This window comes from Citrobacter sp. RHB25-C09 (genome assembly GCF_013836145.1).
In the GTDB taxonomy this organism is placed as follows: Bacteria; Pseudomonadota; Gammaproteobacteria; order Enterobacterales; family Enterobacteriaceae; genus Citrobacter_A.
In genome coordinates this window covers 3,360,230-3,380,084 of sequence record NZ_CP057483.1, presented here as the reverse complement: position 1 = coordinate 3,380,084, position 19,855 = coordinate 3,360,230, and the positions used below count along the sequence as shown (strand labels likewise).

Sequence of the window (19,855 nt, the reverse complement as noted above, 5' to 3'; positions counted from 1 at the left end):
CCCGGCCTGAGCCGGGAAATAAACTAACGGGTATTTTGTAATGGTGTCTTTTGCCACAATACCAGTTTTTTCCAGCGCGACATAATCGGGACCGTGCAAATGATCCCCAGTCCTAACAGGGCAGTGGATATGACTTCCAGCTGTTGCGCCGGGCGAAAGAGCATCACAATCAGCACAAAGCTAATAAAGCCGATTACCAGCCAGGTCAGCCATGGATAAAGCCACATTTTCAGCTTGATCTCGCCGCCTTCCGCCAGCAGGATTTTCCGCATCCGCAGTTGGGAAACGGCAATCACCAGATAGACCAGCAGGGCGATGGCACCGGAACTGTCGATCAAAAACTTAAATACTTTTGCCGGAGCGTAATAGTTGACGACCACGGTCAAAAACGCCGCGCCGGTAGAGAGGAGAACGGCGACGTAGGGCGTTTTGCTGCGGTTGGTTTTGCCCATCACGGCGGGGGCATCACCGCGACGGCTCAGAGAATAGAGCATTCTCGATGCGGTATACAACGCCGAGTTCAGGCAACTGGTGACTGACAGCAGGATCACACAGTCCATAATCAACTTCGCGTGTGGGATGTTCAGCAGTTCCAGCACCGAGCGATAAGAGCCCACCTCTTTCAGCCCTGGCATATTCCACGGGATCAGCGCGACGACCACAAAGATTGAGCATAAATAGAAGATAGAAATACGCCAGATCACCGAGTTGGTGGCGCGAACGATGTGTTTATCCGGCGTGTCGGATTCCGCTGCGGCGATGGTGACAATTTCCGCCCCCATAAACGAGAACATCGTGATCAGCATTGCGCTCAGCACCGCGCCAAAGCCGTTCGGCATGAAGCCACCGTGATCCCATAAGCGTGAAATTCCGCTGACTTCAGCGTAGGGATAAAAACCGCTAATCGCCGCCGCGCCCAGGGCAATAAACGCAAGGATAGCAATCACTTTGCACAGCGCCAGCCAGAACTCAAACTCACCGTAGTTTTTGACGCTCAGCAAATTACTGCCGGTTAACGCCAGCGTAATGACTAACGAAAACAGCCATATCGGGACGCCGGGAACCCAGGAATTTAAAATGATGGCTGCGATATTCGCTTCGAGCGGGATCACCAATACCCAAAACCACCAGTACAGCCAGCCGATGGTATAACCTGCCCAACGGCCAATGGCTTTATCCGCGTAAGTTGAAAAGGAGCCGGTGTCCGGTGTGGCGACGGCCATTTCGGCCAGCATTCGCATAATCATCACTACCAGTAGCCCGGCAAACAGATAGGCCAGGATCACCGCAGGCCCGGCCTGGGCAATGGCTACGCTTGAGCCGACAAACAGACTTGCGCCGATAACACCGGCAATAGACAACATGGTGACGTGGCGGGATTTCAGCCCGCCTCCTAAATCATGTGATTGCGACATTTGCCCCATAGATTTACCCCGTTATTGTTATTGAAGCCGTTGGAGATGACCTTACCCATCGGCCCGGTAAGCGGCGTGTTACCGGGCATCGCAACATTGCCGGACGGCGGCGCATGCGCCCTGTCCGGCCTGCAATTACCTCTGCTTCGCCTCGGCAAAACACTCGGCGATGATGTCCAGCCCCTGGCGGATTTGCGCGTCTTCAATGGTGAGCGGCACAAGGATTCGCAGCACGTTGTAGTAGGGGCCGCAGGAGAGCAAAATCAGCCCCTTATCGCGGGCGCGCGCCACAATCTCGGCGGTTAATTTGGCGTCCGGTTTAGTGTGGTCGCCGTCTTCGAACAGTTCGATGGCGATCATTGCGCCCAGACCGCGCACGTCGCCAATCTCGCGGTGCGTTTCAGCAATCGCCAGCAGACCGTCACGCAGGGTTTTGCCGAGATCGTTGGCTTTTTGCAGCAGGTTCTCCTGCTCGAAAATGTTGAGTACCGCCAGCGCGGCAGCGCAGGCAATCGGGTTACCGGCATAGGTGCCGCCCAGCCCGCCCGGAGGAATAGCATCCATCACCTCCGCGCGCCCTGTCACGCCCGCCAGCGGGAAGCCCCCGGCGATTGATTTCGCAAAGGTGGTGAGATCCGGCGCAACGCCCATCTGCTCCATCGCAAACAGCGTGCCGGTACGACCTGCACCGCTCTGCACTTCGTCGGCAATCAGCATGATCCCGTGCTCATCGCACATTTCGCGCAGGCGCTGCATAAAGGCAGGTGAAGCGGAGTAGAACCCGCCCTCGCCCTGAACCGGTTCGATAACGATGGCGGCAATATCTTCCGGCGCAGCATCGTTTTTGAAGATGCGGTGAATACTGGCGATGGCATCGTCATCGCTAATGCCGTGCAGCGCGCACGGATACAGCGCGCGATAGACGTGACCCGGCATTAGCCCCATTCCGGCAGAATAAGGGTTTACTTTGCCGGTCAGCGACAGGGTGTAGTGGGTGCGGCCGTGATAAGCACCGCTGAAGGCGATGGTGCCCGTGCGTTTCGTCGCCGCGCGGGCAATTTTGACCGCATTTTCGACGGCTTCAGAACCGGTGGTGACCAACAGCGTTTTCTTGTCGAAGTTTCCCGGCACCTTTTTGTTCATAATTTCGCACAGTTCCAGGTACGGCTCATAGGCCAGCACCTGGAAGCAGGTATGCGACAGCTTTTTCAGCTGTGCTTCCACCGCTGAGACAATTTGCGGATGCAGGTGTCCGGTATTCAGCACCGCAATACCGCCCGCAAAATCGAGAAACTCCCGGCCCTCAACGTCCCAGACCCGGCAGTTTTCCGCGCGCTCGGCAAATATCGGGTGGATCTGACCTACGCCACGGGGCACGGCATTGCTGCGACGCTGCATTAATTCTTTATTGGTGCTCATCAGGTGTTCTCCAGTCATTTTTTGTTTTAAAGGCCAATGCACATGTATTTGATTTCTAAATAATCTTCGATGCCGTACTTCGAACCTTCGCGACCAAGTCCGGAGGCTTTAATTCCGCCAAACGGCGCGACTTCGTTCGAGATGATGCCGGTGTTTATGCCGACGATGCCGTACTCCAGCGCTTCACCAACGCGAAATACGCGGCTCAGGTCACGGGCGTAGAAGTAGGCCGCCAGCCCAAACTCAGTGTCGTTGGCTTGCGTGATGACGTCAGCCTCATCGGTAAAACGGAACAGCGGTGCCAGCGGGCCGAAAGTCTCTTCTTTGGCGACTTTTGCGTTACCCGGCACGTCAACCAGAATGGTCGGCTGGAAGAAATTGCCACCCAGCGCATGGGGTTTGCCGCCGGTGATGACGCGTGCGCCTTTTTCCAGCGCGTCGGCAATATGTTCCTGCACTTTAGCCACCGCTTTTTCATCGATCAGGGGGCCGGTGGTGACCTCTGGGTTCAGGCCATCGCCTGGCTGCAATTTGTTCACCGCCTGCTGAAGCTTCTCGGCAAACCGATCGTAAACGCCGTCCTGAACGTACAGGCGATTAGCGCAGACGCAGGTCTGCCCGGCGTTGCGGAACTTGGATGCCAGCGCGCCTTCAACGGCTTTATCGAGATCGGCGTCGTCAAAAACGATAAACGGCGCGTTGCCGCCCAGTTCCAGCGACACTTTCTTGATGTCTTTCGCGCACTGTTCCATTAGTTGGCGGCCAATCTCCGTCGAGCCGGTGAATGACAATTTGCGCACCAGTAGGTTGCTGGTCAGTTCGTTACCCACGGCGCTCGCGGACCCCGTCACCACGCTGAATACGCCTGCGGGTATACCGGCACGGTTGGCCAGCTCCGCCAGCGCCAGTGCGGAAAACGGTGTCTGGCTGGCCGGTTTAAGCACCATTGTGCAGCCCGCCGCCAGTGCCGGGCCGGCTTTGCGGGTGATCATTGCCGAGGGGAAATTCCACGGCGTAATCGCCGCCGTCACGCCAATCGGCTGCTTAATCACGATCAGACGCTTATCGGCCTGATGACCGGGAATGGTGTCGCCATAAATGCGTTTGCCCTCTTCGGCAAACCATTCAATAAAGGACGCGGCGTAGCTGATTTCACCGCGGGCTTCCGCCAGCGGTTTACCCTGTTCCAGCGTCATCAGATGGGCGAGATCGTCCTGATGCTCCAGCATCAGGTTGAACCAGCGGCGCAGAATATTTGCCCGCTCTTTGGCGGTGAGGGCGCGCCAGGCCGGCAGTGCGCGGTTGGCGGCTTCAATGGCTTCACGGGTTTCCTCCGTGCCCATTTTCGGCACGCTGCCCAGCGTCTGGCCGTTCGCGGGATTCGTCACCGCAATCACCTCGCCGCTGTGAGCATCACGCCAGAGGCCGTCGATCAGCGCCTGCTGATGAAACAAAGTGGGATCGTTAAGTTGCATGGTGGCTTCCTGTCTTAAACGTTATCGGAAAAGGCGGCGTGTAAGGTGTCCGCGCTACGTGCCGCACGTAGCGTGCGTCCGGGATTGCTCTGGTTTGCCAGCAGCGTCTGAACCTTGCTGACGATATGCGCACCGATGGGGATTGCCGACGTTGCCGCCGGAGAGGGCGCATTACAGGTGTGAATTGTTCTCGGAGTAGTGACGAACAGAAAATCGTCGATCAGTTTGCCGTCAGGAGATACCGCCTGTGCGCGTACCCCCGCAGGCCACGGTTGCAGATCGCTGAGCGTCAGGCTCGGGCAGTACTTTTGCACCAGCCGCAGATAGCCGCTTTTACACAGCGAATTTTTCATCTCGCCAAGCCCGGATCGCAGGTTGTTCTGCAACACGCGACGGATGCCGGAAGAACCTAAGATCTCCAGCGTGTCGGCCAGCGAGAAGTCGCGCTTACGGTAGCCTTCACGTTTGAACGCCAGCACCGCGTTAGGTCCAACCGTCACGCTGCCGTCGATCATCCGGGTAAGATGAACCCCGAGAAACGGCATTGCCGGGTCGGGAATAGGGTAGATCAGATGGTTCACGATCTGGTTGTGCTGTGGCGCAAGTCGGAAGTATTCGCCCCGGAACGGACAGATGATAAAACCCGGTTCGATGCCGAGCATTTTCACCAGTCGGTCGGCCATCAGTCCAGAGCAGCTAATCAGCGTCGCGCCTTCAAACTCCTCCCCCTGATGCGTGCGAACGACTACGCCCGACGCATGTTCTTTCAGGGCGCTGACCTCGGCGTTATACACAATTTCACCGCCTCTGGCCTGGAAGATGTTCGCCATCGCTGCCGTTACGTCGCGGTAGCTGACGATGCCGCTGGAAGGGACAAAAATGCTGCCAAGCCCGGTGATGTTTGGCTCGCGTTCGCGCAGCTCGTCGGCGTTCAGCCACTCGCGCTCCAGTCCGTTAGCGGCGGTACGATCCCACAGCGCGCGCATGCGCTCCATCTCCAGCGCCGAGGTGGCGACCAGCATTTTCCCGCAGCTGTCGTAGCGGATACCGTTTTGATCGCAAAAGTCTTTGGTGGCGCGATTTCCCGCGAGGCAAAACTTCGCCTTCAGGCTGCCGGGCGTGTAATAGACGCCAGCGTGGATCACGCCGCTGTTGTGGCCCGTCTGATGGCAGGCCGGGCCGGACTCTTTTTCCAGCAGCGCAATTCGCGCCTCAGGATAGACGTCAATCAGCTGCATGGCGGTCGACATGCCGATAATGCCGCCGCCAATAATCACAAAGTCATACATCCGCTGTTCCTTCACGCTTACTGATGCGTCTGGTAATGGTTGGAGGCATAAGCGAAGTAGCCGCGCTGGCGCATCAGCTCGCGGCGCAGGTCTGGATGAGAGGTAAAGCGATCGCGACCGTGCAGCCAGAACAGGTTGTTGATCAGCAGGAATTTGCCTACCGGAACCGGCACAGAGAGGATGCTTTTGCTGGTTTCCAGCGCATCGGAAAGGTCACTTAACCAGACGCCTTCTTCAAAGTCCTTCGGCTGGACGAACTGATCGATATAGCGCATGACGGGGCGACCCTGTTGGTCAACGTCAAATACCGGATGGAACACATCGTGGCTGACATTTTTGCTCGGCGGTGCCGCAAAGCGCATCGGGCGTCGCGCCAGCGGATGAGAGAAATACGTCTCCAGGTGTTCCCAGTCGTCGAGGTGCAACAGCAGTGAATTACCACCGGTCATATTCTGCTCGTCGATCTTCATCATCAGCACATAGTCGGTGATCTCTTCGACATAGGTGCCGTCGTTGTGCAGTTCCATCACGCGGTGCGGCTGGCGCAGGTAGCTGTCTGAGTTATCGACATTTTTCACCACAAAGCGTGCATAGTACTGACCGCTCATGGCGTCGAAGTTGGAACGTCCTATCAGATGCGCTACCGCCGTCGCCAGCTTGACCATCTCATCTGCCTGCGTTACGTCGTTGACGCCTTCCGCATTGATCAGCAGTGCGCCTTCAGCGCGGTTCAACAGCGTTTTCAGTAGCAGCGGCTGTAGCTGATTGCCGCATAGATCGTCGAGGATTTTGCCCACTTTGAAGCGCAGGAACGATTTGTACTCCAGCGCCTGAACCGGCCACTGCACGACTTGCTGGATAAACTGTTCTGTCGTCTGGGCGGAGAAGGTCAGCTCCAGAAGACGCGGGGATTGCGCAGAAGGTTTCAGCGTGAACCCGCTGTGGTGGGAGCCAGCATCCTCAACATTCGGTTTTACGGCAGTCAGTGCATTCATCAGAATCGATCCTCTCAGTAGATGGTCAGGGAGACATGGCGATGCTCATTTCGTAGCCATAAATTAAAAATATCTACATTTTTAGAAATCGCGGACAAAATACGACTTTTGTTTGTTTTTTGTGATCAAAAGCAACAAATATTTAACATTATAAAGAGCAGGGATAAATGGGTGAAAACATAAGGAAAAAGGTGTGACTGTTTGATAAACCGAGGGAAAATTGTTTGCGATGATTTAGTGCTGCGAATCTTAATCGGCCCTCGCGAAAGCGTTGCTAAATAAGAACTTTCACCACCAGTAAAAATTAATTAAATAACAAAGGGATAGTTTCTGAATGCCTGTTAATTGTTAAATCGCTATATCAAAAAGTGCTTTTTAAAAGCACGTTTTCGAACCGGAAAAATTAATAAAAATCTTATCTCGCAATCTAAATATCTTTATTTTTCGGTGGATGATGTAGCACAACGTGCAATAAATCATCATTAATAAAAAAACGCACCAGGATTTTATTCACACTAATAATTTTTGCCGGGTATTAATGGCCGTGCTAATAGTCATGGCGCGTATTGACATGTTTTGGGGCCGGTGCAAAACTGCGTCCATGAATGATGTAAGGGATGATAACCAAACAAACTATCCGCAATGGATAGGCGAGAAAACTCTTAATAAATTAAAACAACAATGACCATAGGTAATCTGCATTACCTGTGATAGCAGAAGGCATCCCTGACGGGAAGTACCTCTAAATGTGAGCAATAAATAAGAACTCACAAATGTTATTGGCGGAGTCGTTATGTAACAGTATCTGCGTATTTTAATTATCTCATTAAATCAACTTGATTTCGTCATTTCGACGGAGCGGCTTTCTGTTTCCCATTCTCAGACGAGGGAAGTTTATCGATCCTGTGTTTGCGTATTAAAAACTATTACACCACGTATAAACATTTTATCTGATAACGAGCATTTATTATGAACATTATTTATCGCGTTATATGGAATGAAGTCCTCAAAGTATTCCAGGTTTGTTCAGAACTGCCAGGTGGAAAAAGAAATTTATCAACAGTCAATAATATGACTGAGGTCACTTATTCTTCGCAACAACGTACTTCGTTACAACCTTTATTTAAATGGCGCTTTCTTTCTCTGATGATGCTAGCTGCGTTGCCGGGAACGGTTTTGGCAGCAGCCTCTATTGATAACGGCCAGACCATTGATGTTAATGGCACTTTATACGGTGATTATTTTACATCGATTGGCGGCGTTGGCCTGGGCACGCTAAATATTCATGATGGCGGTATTGTTACGGGACCGGAAACCCAGAAATTAATAGTTGGCAATTATGCTAAAGGCAACGGCATTGTTAACGTTGACGGTGTTGGCTCTGAAATGAGCTTAGGGCCGATGACCATCGCAGAACTGGGCAAGGCCACATTCAATATCACCAACTCCGGAATGATCCGCACCGGAGCGCTTGCCGTACTGGCAGGGTCAAAAGGCAGTCTGGCTGAAGTTAATATTTCAACCGGCGGCGTGTGGAATATCGTCAATACTGCGGGCGTCGGGCAAGACTTTAACATTGGTTATAGTGGCACCGGCATTGTGAACATTGAAAACGGCGGTCTGTTAAATGCCGGTATGACCACTATCGCCAGTTTTTCAGATGGCGTCGGGACGATTAACGTTAAAGGCGCGGGGTCGGTGATGAACACCGGCACAATGCGGGTTGGGGACTATGGCAAGGGCACGCTGAATATTACCGATTCCGGTCTGGTAAGAAGTAATGCCGATAGCCTGATGGGGCGTTCTACCGGCGGTCTGGGTGTGGTAAACGTGAATACCGGCGGTGAGTGGATGATTGCCGACAGCAATAACGTTACGAAAAAACTGGATGTCGGCGTATTCGCAGAAAGTATCATTAATATCCAGTCGGGCGGTAAAGTCACCGCCGCGCGGGTTAACCTGGGGACTAACGGCGGTACTGGTACGATTACCGTCGATGGCGCGGGTTCAACCCTGAACGCAACGGCAATATCCGTTGGTTCCTACTCTGTGGGCACGGTGAACTTGATTAATGATGGCGAAGTCAGGCTGACCGACAAGTTGTTCATCGCACCGAGTATTGGCAGTACGGGGACGGTGAATATCGGTGCAGCACACGGCGAGGCCGCCGCTGATGCAGGTTACCTGATTGGTGCCACCGGGATTTCCTTTAACTCTGTCGGTAAGGGCACCCTGGTGCTCAATCACACCACTAACGATACTGCGGGTTATACACTGGCGATGCCCATCACCGGCAAGGGAACGATCGTTCATGATGCCGGGCATACCGTGTTGACGGGCGAGAACACCTTCAGCGGCACTACGACCATTAACGGTGGCACGCTCACTTCGTCGGTAAATTCTTCTTCGGGTAAATCCGGGATTGGTACCAGCGCGGTGAATATCGCCAGCGAAGGTACGCTTGAGATCCTCGGAACCACCAACACAAGCACTAACGACTTCAGCTTCGTTAATGCCCTGAGCGGCACAGGCTTACTGAGCGTTAATCTGAACGCCGTTGACGATGTCTTCGCCTTTACCTCCGCGGTAGGAAGCGCATTTGCTGGCGTCGCGGATCTGCAAAACAGCACCTTTGCCCTGTCCGGCTTAAACAGTACTGCATTGAACAAAGCGATGTTGATGAGCACTGCCGGGAACACCACCAGCGTAAGCGGAGGTATCCAGCACATAGACGGTCTGGCATTCAATGGCGGTACCGTGTCGTTTGATGTCACCTTGCCTGGCGCGGTCGTCTCTAATGGCATTGTCGAAACGGATACTCTTATCGCCGGAGCCAACAGCTTTAGCCGTGATGGACGTAGCTATCAGGCGGACGGCACCGGGACCGTGAAAGTTAAGATCGCCGACCCGTGGAACGATCCGGGCGCTGCGGGCAACCCGGACACCACGGTGAATCTGTTGCAGCAGGATGATGCCAACATCGGCACACAACTGGTGAAAGCAACAACCGTCGTCGGTTCGGGGGGCGCTCTGATCCTCGCGGATCAAAACGGTGCGGCGATTGCGGCGGATAAATCCGTGCAAATTGCCCAGAACGGTACGGTAGTAGCGGATGGATTGTACGGGTTCCGCCTGACCACGGCGCCGGGTGACGGTCTGTACGTCAACTATGGTCTGAAAGAACTGGATATTAAAGCCGGGCAGACGCTGGTTCTGGCTGAGTACCCGAATGTCACCGGCGCGGCGGCAGATATGTCGGCGAAGATCGGTGGGACCGGGGATCTTGGCATTAATACCGCAGGACAGGTTTCGCTGTCTAACGGGCTAAATGATTACACCGGGGCAACCCTGGTTCAGGCCGGAACGCTGCGTACCGATGCGGATGGCGCGCTGGGCGATACTCGTGAACTGAACATCAGCAACGGCGCAACCGCAGACCTCAATGCGACCCGCCAGACGGCGGGTACGCTGACAGGGTTGGCAGGCTCAACGTTGGCACTCAACGGCGGTTCATTGACTCTGCTGAACGGCGGGCTGAGTGAAGGAAGTCTGACCGGTAATGGGGCGTTGAACGTCAGCGGTGGGCTTCTGACGATTGACGGTGCTAACAGTGCGCTGGCGGCGAAGACGACCATCGATAGCGGGGCAGAAGTCAGCGTTAATGATGTCCTGGGCGCTGGCTCAGGAGATATCGTCGATGAAGGGACTTTCACACTGAACGGCGTCGCCGGTACGCTGACGAATAACATCAGCGGCGCGGGCGGCATCGATGTGGCTAACACATCGGACATAGAGGTTACAGGGGATAACAGTAGCTTCAGCGGTCTGTTCAATGTTGACAGTGGTAACAAACTTACCGTCAGCGAACAGCAAAACCTTGGTACAGCTTCCGTCACGGATAACGGTTTGCTGACCATCGCAACAGACACCGACTGGACGCTGAGCAATTCTGTCAGCGGGGAAGGCGATCTGAGCAAGCGTGGCAGCGGCGTTCTGACGTTGACCGCAGACTCTGCGGCTTACGCTGGCACAACCGACATTGTTGAAGGCGACATTGCGCTGGGTAGTGATTCAGACGCCGCTGTCGATATGGCCAGTGTTCGGGTGAATATCCATGACGGTGCCCGGCTTTCCGGTTACGGCAGTGCGGCAGGTGATGTGGACGTGATGTCCGGCGGGGCTATGCAGACCTCCGACTTTACGGTAGGTGGCAATCTCACCAACAGCGGTACCGTGATCCTGGGGCGTTCCGGGTCACAACCGGGCAACCGCCTGGATGTGGACGGAAACTATGTGGGTAATGACGGGGTGATGGTCTTTAACACCGAACTGGCCGGCGATGACTCCGCCACCGACAAGCTGACCGTGCATGGCGATACCGCCGGTAATACCCAGGTTAATGTCAATAACGTGGGCGGCAAAGGGGCGCAGACGGTTAACGGCATTGAACTGGTACAGGTCGACGGCAATTCTGCCGGGAACTTTGCGCTGACCACCGGCACCGTGGAAGCGGGAGCCTACGTCTATACGCTGGCGAAGGGAACCGGCGCAGCCGCGAAAAATTGGTACCTGACCAGTAAATTTGATGGTGTTTCCCCCGTGAGGCCGCCAGTGATTAACCCTACAGCGCCGGATGCGCTGCGTCCGGAAGCGGGCAGCTATATCAGCAACCAGGCCGCTGCGAATACCCTGTTTGCTCACCGCCTGCATGACCGTCTGGGCGAACCACAGTTCACCAACGCCCTGAAAGATGAAGGGTTGGCCGGAAGCCTGTGGATGCGCCATGTGGGCGGTCATCAGCGCTCTTCCGCCGGGAACGGTCAACTGGACACCCAGAGCAACCGTTATGTTCTGCAACTGGGCGGCGATATCGCACAGTGGAGTTCGGACGGTACCGATCGCTGGCATCTCGGCGTGATGGGCGGTTATGCAAACGAGCAAAGCAACACGCACAGCGACCGCGTTCATTACGGTTCACAAGGGCGTATCAGCGGCTACAGTGCGGGCGTATACGGTACCTGGTATCAGGATGACGCTGACAAAACCGGGGCGTATGTCGATACATGGATGCTGTATAACTGGTTTGATAACCATGTGGAATCAGATAACCGCGTGAGCGACGATTACGACGCTAACGGGCTGACCGCCTCACTGGAAGCCGGTTACGCCCTGAAAGCGGGTGAATTTTCCGGAAGTCAGGGGTCATTGAATACCTGGTTCATCCAGCCGCAGGCGCAGGTGACCTGGATGGGCGTGAAGTCTGATACCCATACGCGCAAAGACGGCATCCTCGACGGCCTCGTAGAACAGGGCTTAAATTGACCTTCCCTCTGAAAACAGTACCAGTCTAAACTGAAGTCTCCGGTCTTTCTTTCACCTCACAGAGAGGCACACTGCCATGAAAAAGACCCGTCATACCGAAGAACAGATTGCGTTTGCGCTGTAACAGGCCGAAACCGGCACCCGCATCGGGGAAGTCTGCAGAAAGATGGGCATTTCTGAGGCCGGCTCAGAAGCGCCAGGCGGTGCATTTCCTGCGTGAGGCATATCGTATCAGCGTCCGTCGGGGATGCGGGTTGCTGATGCAGAGCAGAACTGTCTACCACTGGCAGAGTCGGCGTGACGATCGGGCAATAACCCAGCGCATCAGGGAAATTGCGGAAACACGAATACGCTATGGCTGTCCGCGCATTCACGTCCAGCTGCGACGAGAAGGCTGGCTAATTAACTATAAGAAAACACACCGGCTTTACTGTCTGGAAGGCCTGAATCTGCGCAGGAAACGTCCCCGCAGACATATCAGTGCGGTACACCGGCAGCAGCGTCCGACCCTGACGCACATCGATCAGTGCTGGAGTATGGATTTCGTGTCGGATAGTCTGTTTAACGGACGGCGCTTCCGGGCGCTGACTGTAGTGGATAATTTTAGTCGGGAATGTCTGGCGATCCATGCCGGAAAATCATTGAAGGGTGAGGATGTGGTCCGCGTAATGGAAGCACTGCGGGTGTTGGATAAGCGTCTGCCGGTACGTATTCAGACGGATAACGGCAGCGAATTTATCTCGAAGAGTCTGGATAAATGGGCGTATGAACACGGTGCCATGATGGACTTCTCCCGCCCCGGAAAACCGACAGATAACCCGTTTATTGAATCGTTTAACGGCAGCCTGCGTGATGAATGCCTGAACATCCACTGGTTTCTGTCGCTGGAAGATACGCAGGACAAACTCGACAACTGGCACAGGGAATACAATCATGAGAGAACGCATTCATCATTAAATGACATGACTCCGGCGGAATTCATCCGAAGTCTCCGGAAAGACGAAGAACTCTGATTTAGCACTGAACTGAATTTGGACCAGGGTCAGTTCTCTTCTGACTTCGCCGGACCAATTACAGACACAAAAAAGCCCGCAAGGCTTGCGCCGTGCGGGCTCTTAGGACTTCATCGGATGACTCTGGTAATCACCGATGGAGAATTTTGGTGGGCTGGCGGAGTCTGAATTGGTTGTATAACTTGTTGTTTAATAGCTGCTAACCTTCAGTTCAATTTTCATTTTGGTCCCATTGTTGGTCCTAAAAGAAAATGTCAGGTTTTTGCCGGGGAGGGTAGGTTACAGTAGAAGTCTCTTCGTCTGTGAGATTAGCATTTTGCTTTCCTTTAGTCTGCTCTGTATTTAACCGTTTATTTCATACTAGATTTTTAGCAAGCCGGTAGAGCGCCTTGCTCGCAGAATATCTACTACGGAAATATACGGGGTCTGCTCTTGCCATGAAAATCCCTTCCGGTCGATACGTACCAGTTCGTACTTTTCGACCAAGAAATTCACCGCATCGGCTAGAGTTATCCCCGCCTCGATATGTTCCTGAATGGCCGCGTCGTCGTGTAATGGCGTGTCGTTAAGTGCCAGACCGTAATGATGTTCCAGCAGATACGTTAACAGTTGCTGCCAGACCTGTACGGGCGACAGGTGTGACGAAACCGGCACCATGGCCGGTACAGATGAAATGTGCATGAGTTGAGTCCTGATAAAAGAAGAGAAGGTTTTACTTGATTGCAGATGCCTGAGGATAAATAACGATGTAAACATAGCCATGAGAGCCGAGAGTGTCAGCCTCGCAGGTGAGTCCGTTATGATACAACGTGACACAATGTTGATGGCGCGGATTCAGTTCACCGGATGCCAGCATTAATTCAAGCTGTTTCATCACTAGCGGAAACGCCTTATTCAGACGCAGCGCCTCCTCCTCGTTAAACGCACCGCTAATACCTGCACGGTCTGCCAGAAAATGCAGGCGACAGCCTTCCTGCACAAGTCTTGCTCCGAAGCACGGCGAGATGTCGCGCTTCAGTCCCCATGAATTTTGCATTTTCGACTCCTTATTTAGTGTCAATTGGTGGTGATGCACATCAGGCGTGCATACGGACCGTGGTTGTCTCGACGACGTTCTGCGTAAACCGCCAGCACGCCGGAAATCTCCGCGACATCCTGACCGGTGTAATGACTGGCACTGCCGTGCCATTGGTATTTGCCTGTGCAGTAGCAAAAGATACGGGAATCCGGATGTTGTCGCTGAATTGCCATTGCGGCCTTTTTATCGATGATTTTCATGGTTAGCCTCATAGCCAGCCACGTTCAGCAAAAGAAAGCACATCGCCGATGCCAACAATAAGATGATCCAGCACTCGCACCTCTACCATTGCCAGCGCTTTCACCAGATGTTGAGTGATGTTTCGATCCTGTTTACTCGGTTCTGTCTCTCCGGATGGATGGTTATGGGCCAGAATCACAGCGGCAGCGTTATGGCGTAGTGCCAGTTTCACCACTTCGCGTGGATGGACTTCGGTATGGTTAATCGTGCCCGTAAAGAGCGTCTCGCATTCCAGAAGACGGTTCTGATTATCGAGATATAAAACAAGAAAAACTTCGCGCTCCTGCAGGGCAAGACGCAGTTGTAGCCAGGTTTTGGTGAAGGTAGTGGAATTAAATTGTTCGCCAGGCTGGCGCTGATATTTTTCCAGTAAGCGGAGAGCGCGACGAATGGTGCGTGCTTCAGTTACCGGAAGATCAGGAGGTAGATTTATCTCTGACATGACAGGGCCTTGGAGGTAATAGTTAAAGTCGTTTATGAAGCAAGTTGAAGCATATTTTCAGCCATCACCCACAGAGCGCGATTGAGCTTTACGTCTCCGTCGATACCTTTGACAGCGCGGGTTTGAGCATGCTGGCCTTTCGTCGTTCGTCCCGATAGTCCGCCTTTTATCAAGTTCTCCTGAATGCGCTGGTAAGTGGTCCACAGATCGTTGCTCTCATCCTGCCAGCGGCGCGGGGAAAGGATCTGCGATTCCGTCACCGGCTGATGCTCTTCACCAAAGCGGTAGGTTAATGCCGCTTTCGCCATCGCCTGCTGTGCTGGTGGTGGTAACAAAAGCGACTGCATGGCATCGCGCTTCTCCTCCACCCGGTCAAAAATCCCCAGCACTTCGTAAGCCCCTTCAATGACTTTCTCCACCACATTGCCTTTATGTGGCACACGTACCTCACCAAAACTCTCACCGCAAATCAGCCCGTTCTGGCAGACTGCACGAAATAGCCCCGGTAACATCTGGTATGAGCTGGAGCCGTCATGGCTGTTGAGCAAAATGATTTCCGGTACCTGTTTGCCAGTGATCTGGCCCTCGCGACGCAGGCGTAGCATGTGCTTAGTGTGCTCACGCTCGCTCTGGTCGCGCACTCGGGTCTGGCAGGCAAAGAACGGCTCGAAACCTTCTTGCTTCAGGCTATCAAGCAGTGTGATGGTTGGAATGTAGGTGTAGCGGTCCGAGCGGGATTCGTGCTTGTCGGTACCAAATACACTGGGAACACGGGCCATCAATTCGTCGTTAGTCAGTGGACGGTCACGGCGTATCTGGTTAATCCGTCCGAAGCGGCTGGCTAATTTCATGATGAATACTCCTATGTGGTTAATGGTATAAACGCAGACAGGCCGCACTTCCGGTTAAGAAGTGCGGCCTGTCTGCATTTATGGGATGTTGCTGGAGGGATAGGGGGAAACTCTCTGTCGTTGATGGAGTCGACAGCTAGCTGGCCTCTATTAGTTAGTTTCGTGACTAATGTTGGCTGATTTACAACAGGTGTTTGCAGTATTATTAATCATTAACGTGTTTTTCTCGGCCTAACTGCCAACTGCGCCTGGCATCTGTGAGCGTTTTACGTTGAAGGGGTACAGTGCTATAAATCATTTTCGAAGGGGCATTTGATCATGAAGCACTATTGATCTGCACGCATATCAATAATCAGGAACTAATTGTTACCTTCATGAAGGGCTTTACTCACACGGTAATGGTTCAATATCAAAACTATAATGGGATCCAATGACTTTTAATAAGTTGCCTTTTAAATCGTCTAATGGGTGGGATATACAGCTCATGCGGGGTAATCCCGACTGTGGAACCTTCTACAAATGGATTTATGACGAACTAGCAAAAGTGACCATAAATTGGCCGCCCAAAATCACGTCACTGACAACTGGTCGACAGGGGAATTTAGGTGAATTCCTGTCGTACAAAGTAGCAATTGTTAATGGACTTTATGGAAAAAGGAAAGGTTATACAGTGGCGCTTATGGGAGCCCTTACTCCGCTTCAAGATGGGGCCCCTACAGGGTTGGATACCACCATTCTTCATTTGGATCCCAGTGGTGATACCAGTAAAGACTGCCTGTACATCATGGAAGTAAAGACTACAGGCGCTGTTAATCTAACCTATGCGACGGCACTAATTGGTGATTATAAAAAGCTCTTGGGTAAAACGACGGTAGCAGGTTCGTTAGGTCAAAGATTTAACTGGCTTCTAGGCTATTTGAAAGAGATACATGAATTCTCTGATGAAGAGATTGAGCGGGTAGGCAATCTCTTCATGCCTGAAGCAAAAGACTGTAAAGGTATCAGGTTGATACCAACTCTCGTACATGATCGCAATGTCGGTGATAAAGCTGCTGTTAACGCATTAGACCATGTTGCTGGAGAAATTGAAAAGCAAGGCTGGGGCAAGCAGACCATCGAACCTTGGAGCATTGCAATAAGCAATTTGACTAAGTGCCTTATGCATCTTTCAAATAATGTAAGTACAATGCCATGACCAATCTACCAGGTTCAGTCAAATTTCTTGATAGCGCTGCTTCATCCGCAGCAAAGGCCAGAGGTGTTGAACCTATATGGTCGACAGCTGATCCACTCGATGTAGCAACAGCACTCAAATGCATTAACGCTTTTCAAATCCGCGTTAATGTCGAAACCCTTGAAGAACTCGATGATGAGAGTAACGCTAAGCCTCTTATCGCAGCAGCTCGTATTTTACAGTCGACTGCACAGCATTTGCGGAGTGCAAACAAACTATCAAACAGCGCTGATATTAATGACTTATTGTTATATTCGGCACTTGCTTTTGCGATGCATGGTAATTTCCCTAGTGCTCATGCAGCCCTTTTAGATATATCGTCAGACTTTCTTGAGGAAAGCTTGATGTTGCGTATGGTCGTAGCAATATGCGATCCCTGTGACAAATCAGTTAGATATGGTTCGGACGATATTGAATTTGAGCCTTTTCGGCGAAGCTGGTATCGCGCTTTGCGCAATAAAGATAGCCAAGTAAGAAATAAAGAATTCCGTCATGCACTCAAGCTTTTTACTGAAACAGCGTTGGCAGGCACCATGGCGGAAGGTGCCCTGATGCTGGGTGGCCGAATGGCAGCTCACCAAGCTAAAAGATTAGCTACAGCTAACCTTCTAGATGACGCTCCTGAGATTCCAAATTGGTTTATCCGGAACTCCATAAAATCGGGCATGGTGACTTTGCTACCTCCGCAGCACATGCTTTTAAGTAAGAGACGAATTGCCAGACATGGCCGTAATACTCTCTTGACGCTTCCCACAAGCACTGGCAAAACTTTTGTTGCTGAAGCTTGTATAGCCTCTGGTTTAGTCAATGATGGCCTATGCGTCTATGTAGCACCGTATGTCGCCGTTGGAGAACAGGTGAAAGATTCACTACGGAAGCGATTTGGTGATGAGGTACCTGTTGTTCCGATGTTTGGTGGTTTCCAGTCTGAGGCCTTGAACGTCTTCTCTCAAAAAGAGATTTTCGTTGCCACGCCGGAGCGATTTGATGGATGGCTTCGCTCCGGTGAAAACATCGAACGGCTGCGTACTGTTGTTTTCGACGAGATCCATATCCTCGAAAATGGTGTTCGCGGGGCCCGTGTGGAAGGTCTGCTGTCACGACTTCGTCTCCTTCAAAGAACCAATATGGACCTTCGCATAATAGGGTTGTCGGCTGTATTGACCGAACCTCAGCTTGTCTGTAAGTGGCTTGGCGTTCAAGTTAATGACCTTCATCAGATTGGTTGGAGACCGACTGCACGTCGATTGGCGATGTGTCTTGCAAACGGTGATATGTACTGGGTCCACGGTAATGATGCTCTCCGCCCTAAAGGCGAACGAGCTACTTCGATCATGTCTGAATCTGTAAAGATCGACCTTCCAGGACAGATTCGACCAGCACCTTTTGCGAATGCAAACGAGAAAAGTGCTGCCATCAATGTTGGATCCATAGCGCGAGACCTTTTAACACGTCTCGGCTCGCCTGGTTTGGTAGTATGTCCTCGAAGGCTAGACACTAGATTGCTTGCTCGAGAATTGATGAATAGCCGTCAGTATATCGAGAACATGGAAGTCCATAGGACCGCCAAAGATATCCTTGCACGTTACCCCTATTTGGATTTTCTTGCTGAATGTCTTCTAAGTGGAGTTGCCTACCACAATGCGTCTCTTCCCTTTGATGTACGCCGCGACATAGAACGGCTTACTCGCGAACGAGCCCTATCAGTGGTCTGTGCAACCACCACGCTCGCGGAGGGAGCAGACCTGCCGTTCCGCTGGACTATTGTGGCTCATTGGCTCAGTAGTATGCATGGCGATGGCACGAGAATGAAATCAATGACTTTCCGCAACATAGCAGGCCGCTGCGGCAGGGCCGGTGCTTTTTCTGAGGGGGATACGATTCTTTTTCAAAACTTAATGGGGCCTCCTTCCAGAATAAGGAGGCAGCGGAACAAGCATCTTCTTGAAGAGGTGATGTTTTCATCCTCGCCACTTATGTCAACACTCGGGGGCGGATGGATTGAGGCATCCACTCAGGGACAGCAATTGATTGAGGCCACTTTCAGTGCACAGCTATTAGCTTGTATCGCAGAGCACCCCCAAGCTGAAAATATTGTTTCTGAGTTAGTTGATGCCTCTTATGCTGGGCAAACCGACGGAGAGGATAATATTCAACGTATTTTGTCAGAGACTATCACCAGCATTTTGGATGACAAACAGGTTGGTGGCGCAATGGCGGTGATGAATAGTCCAATCCGGCTAACTGATTTCGGTCATGCTGCAAATTTAAGTGGCTTCTCGCCTTTTACCTGTCGGTTGATGTTTCAATTCCTGTCAGGAAAAAACTTTAAATCTGGCGGTGCACTTTACAGTGAATTATTGGGGCTGTTCAATAACGTTCCCGAGCAGCCAAACGAAACGTTGAGGAAAATTTTCTCAGGATCATCACATAGGAATGTCCTCAGGGCCGACAACCTTGAAGATATGTTGACGAACTTGCTTCTGCGTATGGACTTACGCACGGTTTTTGAACTTCTGCGCAGCAAGAATTCCAAAGCTCAGCCTGATACTGTTGAGACGATGTTTGAGGAATTCGTATCATTCTTAAATAGCGTTGTTGGAAATTTCCTACCATGGCTTCTCAGAGGCCTTGAGAGACTTAGTAAGTTTGGAAGCGAGGAGGCAGCAGCAATCAATTGGTCGAATATGGCCAAGGACATCGAAGCTGCGCTAAGTGCTACGGGGGGCGAGACAGCAGCCGATGATTCTCTGGTGCCAATCGAATGAACAACTTAATATAAGGTTTTAGGTATTACATGATTGAAACACAAACATTCATGGTTACTACCACGTATTATTTCGAGTTGGCTGCCTAACAAAGTCGTTAACTTCCGCTTCTGGCACACAGCAGTCAGAGGCGGAGTTACAGTACACTAACGAACTGAAATAATGAGATGCATATTATGGTGAACCTGTTAAGGGGAGGGACCTTACGGGGGAGGGGTTTATAATGGCTATTAATACGCAGTATTAATACCTGATTTCTTTGATATTACGATTGATAGCACAACAGGGTCTGACAACTGATTGTCAGACCAGAT

The 19,855-nt window shown here is 52.1% G+C and carries 13 protein-coding genes and 1 pseudogene; 4 read left to right on the top strand and 10 right to left on the bottom strand.

From position 1 onward, the window contains the following. Positions 1-23: 23 nt before the first annotated feature. The 5 genes from gabP to glaH form a co-directional block, all read right to left on the bottom strand. Positions 24-1,424, bottom strand: a complete 1,401-nt coding sequence (gene gabP, locus HVY19_RS15965) for a GABA permease (RefSeq protein WP_181681473.1) — start codon at positions 1,422-1,424, stop codon at positions 24-26. Positions 1,425-1,550: 126 nt separating this feature from the next. Next, the gene (gene gabT, locus HVY19_RS15960; RefSeq protein ID WP_181681472.1) at positions 1,551-2,834 is read right to left on the bottom strand and encodes a 4-aminobutyrate--2-oxoglutarate transaminase; all 1,284 of its coding nucleotides are present in this window, start codon (positions 2,832-2,834) and stop codon (positions 1,551-1,553) included. 26 nt (positions 2,835-2,860) lie between these two features. Beyond that, entirely contained in the window at positions 2,861-4,309 is a 1,449-nt protein-coding gene (gene gabD / locus HVY19_RS15955) for an NADP-dependent succinate-semialdehyde dehydrogenase (RefSeq protein ID WP_181681471.1), read from the bottom strand. A gap of 14 nt (positions 4,310-4,323) precedes the next feature. Further along, positions 4,324-5,598 carry an L-2-hydroxyglutarate oxidase gene (gene lhgO, locus HVY19_RS15950; RefSeq protein ID WP_181681470.1) on the bottom strand — a complete coding sequence of 425 codons (1,275 nt, stop codon included), beginning with the start codon at positions 5,596-5,598 and terminating at the stop codon, positions 4,324-4,326. Between the two features lie 17 nt (positions 5,599-5,615). Continuing rightward, positions 5,616-6,593, bottom strand: coding sequence for a glutarate dioxygenase GlaH (glaH, locus tag HVY19_RS15945; protein ID WP_181681469.1), 978 nt, complete (start codon positions 6,591-6,593; stop codon positions 5,616-5,618). A 1,176-nt stretch (positions 6,594-7,769) separates the two neighbouring features. Here glaH and HVY19_RS15940 point away from each other — a divergent pair. After that, on the top strand, positions 7,770-11,915 hold the full coding sequence (locus tag HVY19_RS15940) for an autotransporter outer membrane beta-barrel domain-containing protein (protein ID WP_249419087.1): 4,146 nt from the start codon (positions 7,770-7,772) through the stop codon (positions 11,913-11,915). A 76-nt stretch (positions 11,916-11,991) separates the two neighbouring features. Then, a pseudogene (locus tag HVY19_RS15935) lies at positions 11,992-12,928 on the top strand (IS3 family transposase). Positions 12,929-13,288: 360 nt separating this feature from the next. On the opposite strand, the gene HVY19_RS15930 reads toward HVY19_RS15935, so the two are convergent. Genes HVY19_RS15930 through HVY19_RS15910 form a run of 5 tightly spaced genes read right to left on the bottom strand, consistent with a single transcriptional unit; the run spans position 13,289 to position 15,539 of the window. After that, entirely contained in the window at positions 13,289-13,609 is a 321-nt protein-coding gene (locus tag HVY19_RS15930; protein WP_181681467.1) for a TA system toxin CbtA family protein, read from the bottom strand. Positions 13,610-13,640: 31 nt separating this feature from the next. Beyond that, positions 13,641-13,964, bottom strand: coding sequence for a type IV toxin-antitoxin system YeeU family antitoxin (locus HVY19_RS15925; protein WP_181681466.1), 324 nt, complete (start codon positions 13,962-13,964; stop codon positions 13,641-13,643). 20 nt (positions 13,965-13,984) lie between these two features. Further along, a complete protein-coding gene (locus HVY19_RS15920; protein ID WP_181681465.1) occupies positions 13,985-14,206 on the bottom strand; it encodes a DUF987 domain-containing protein in 222 nt (73 codons plus the stop codon). Between the two features lie 8 nt (positions 14,207-14,214). Further along, a complete protein-coding gene (radC, locus tag HVY19_RS15915; RefSeq protein WP_181681464.1) occupies positions 14,215-14,688 on the bottom strand; it encodes a DNA repair protein RadC in 474 nt (157 codons plus the stop codon). Positions 14,689-14,720: 32 nt separating this feature from the next. Next, entirely contained in the window at positions 14,721-15,539 is an 819-nt protein-coding gene (locus tag HVY19_RS15910) for a DUF932 domain-containing protein (RefSeq protein ID WP_181681463.1), read from the bottom strand. A gap of 430 nt (positions 15,540-15,969) precedes the next feature. On the opposite strand from HVY19_RS15910, the gene HVY19_RS15905 reads away from it, so the two are divergent. After that, entirely contained in the window at positions 15,970-16,734 is a 765-nt protein-coding gene (locus tag HVY19_RS15905) for a hypothetical protein (RefSeq protein ID WP_181681462.1), read from the top strand. Then, complete coding sequence (locus tag HVY19_RS15900; protein WP_181681461.1) at positions 16,731-19,541, top strand: DEAD/DEAH box helicase; 2,811 nt, start codon at positions 16,731-16,733, stop codon at positions 19,539-19,541. The genes HVY19_RS15905 and HVY19_RS15900 overlap by 4 nt, the downstream gene beginning before the upstream one ends. Positions 19,542-19,855: the final 314 nt, after the last annotated feature.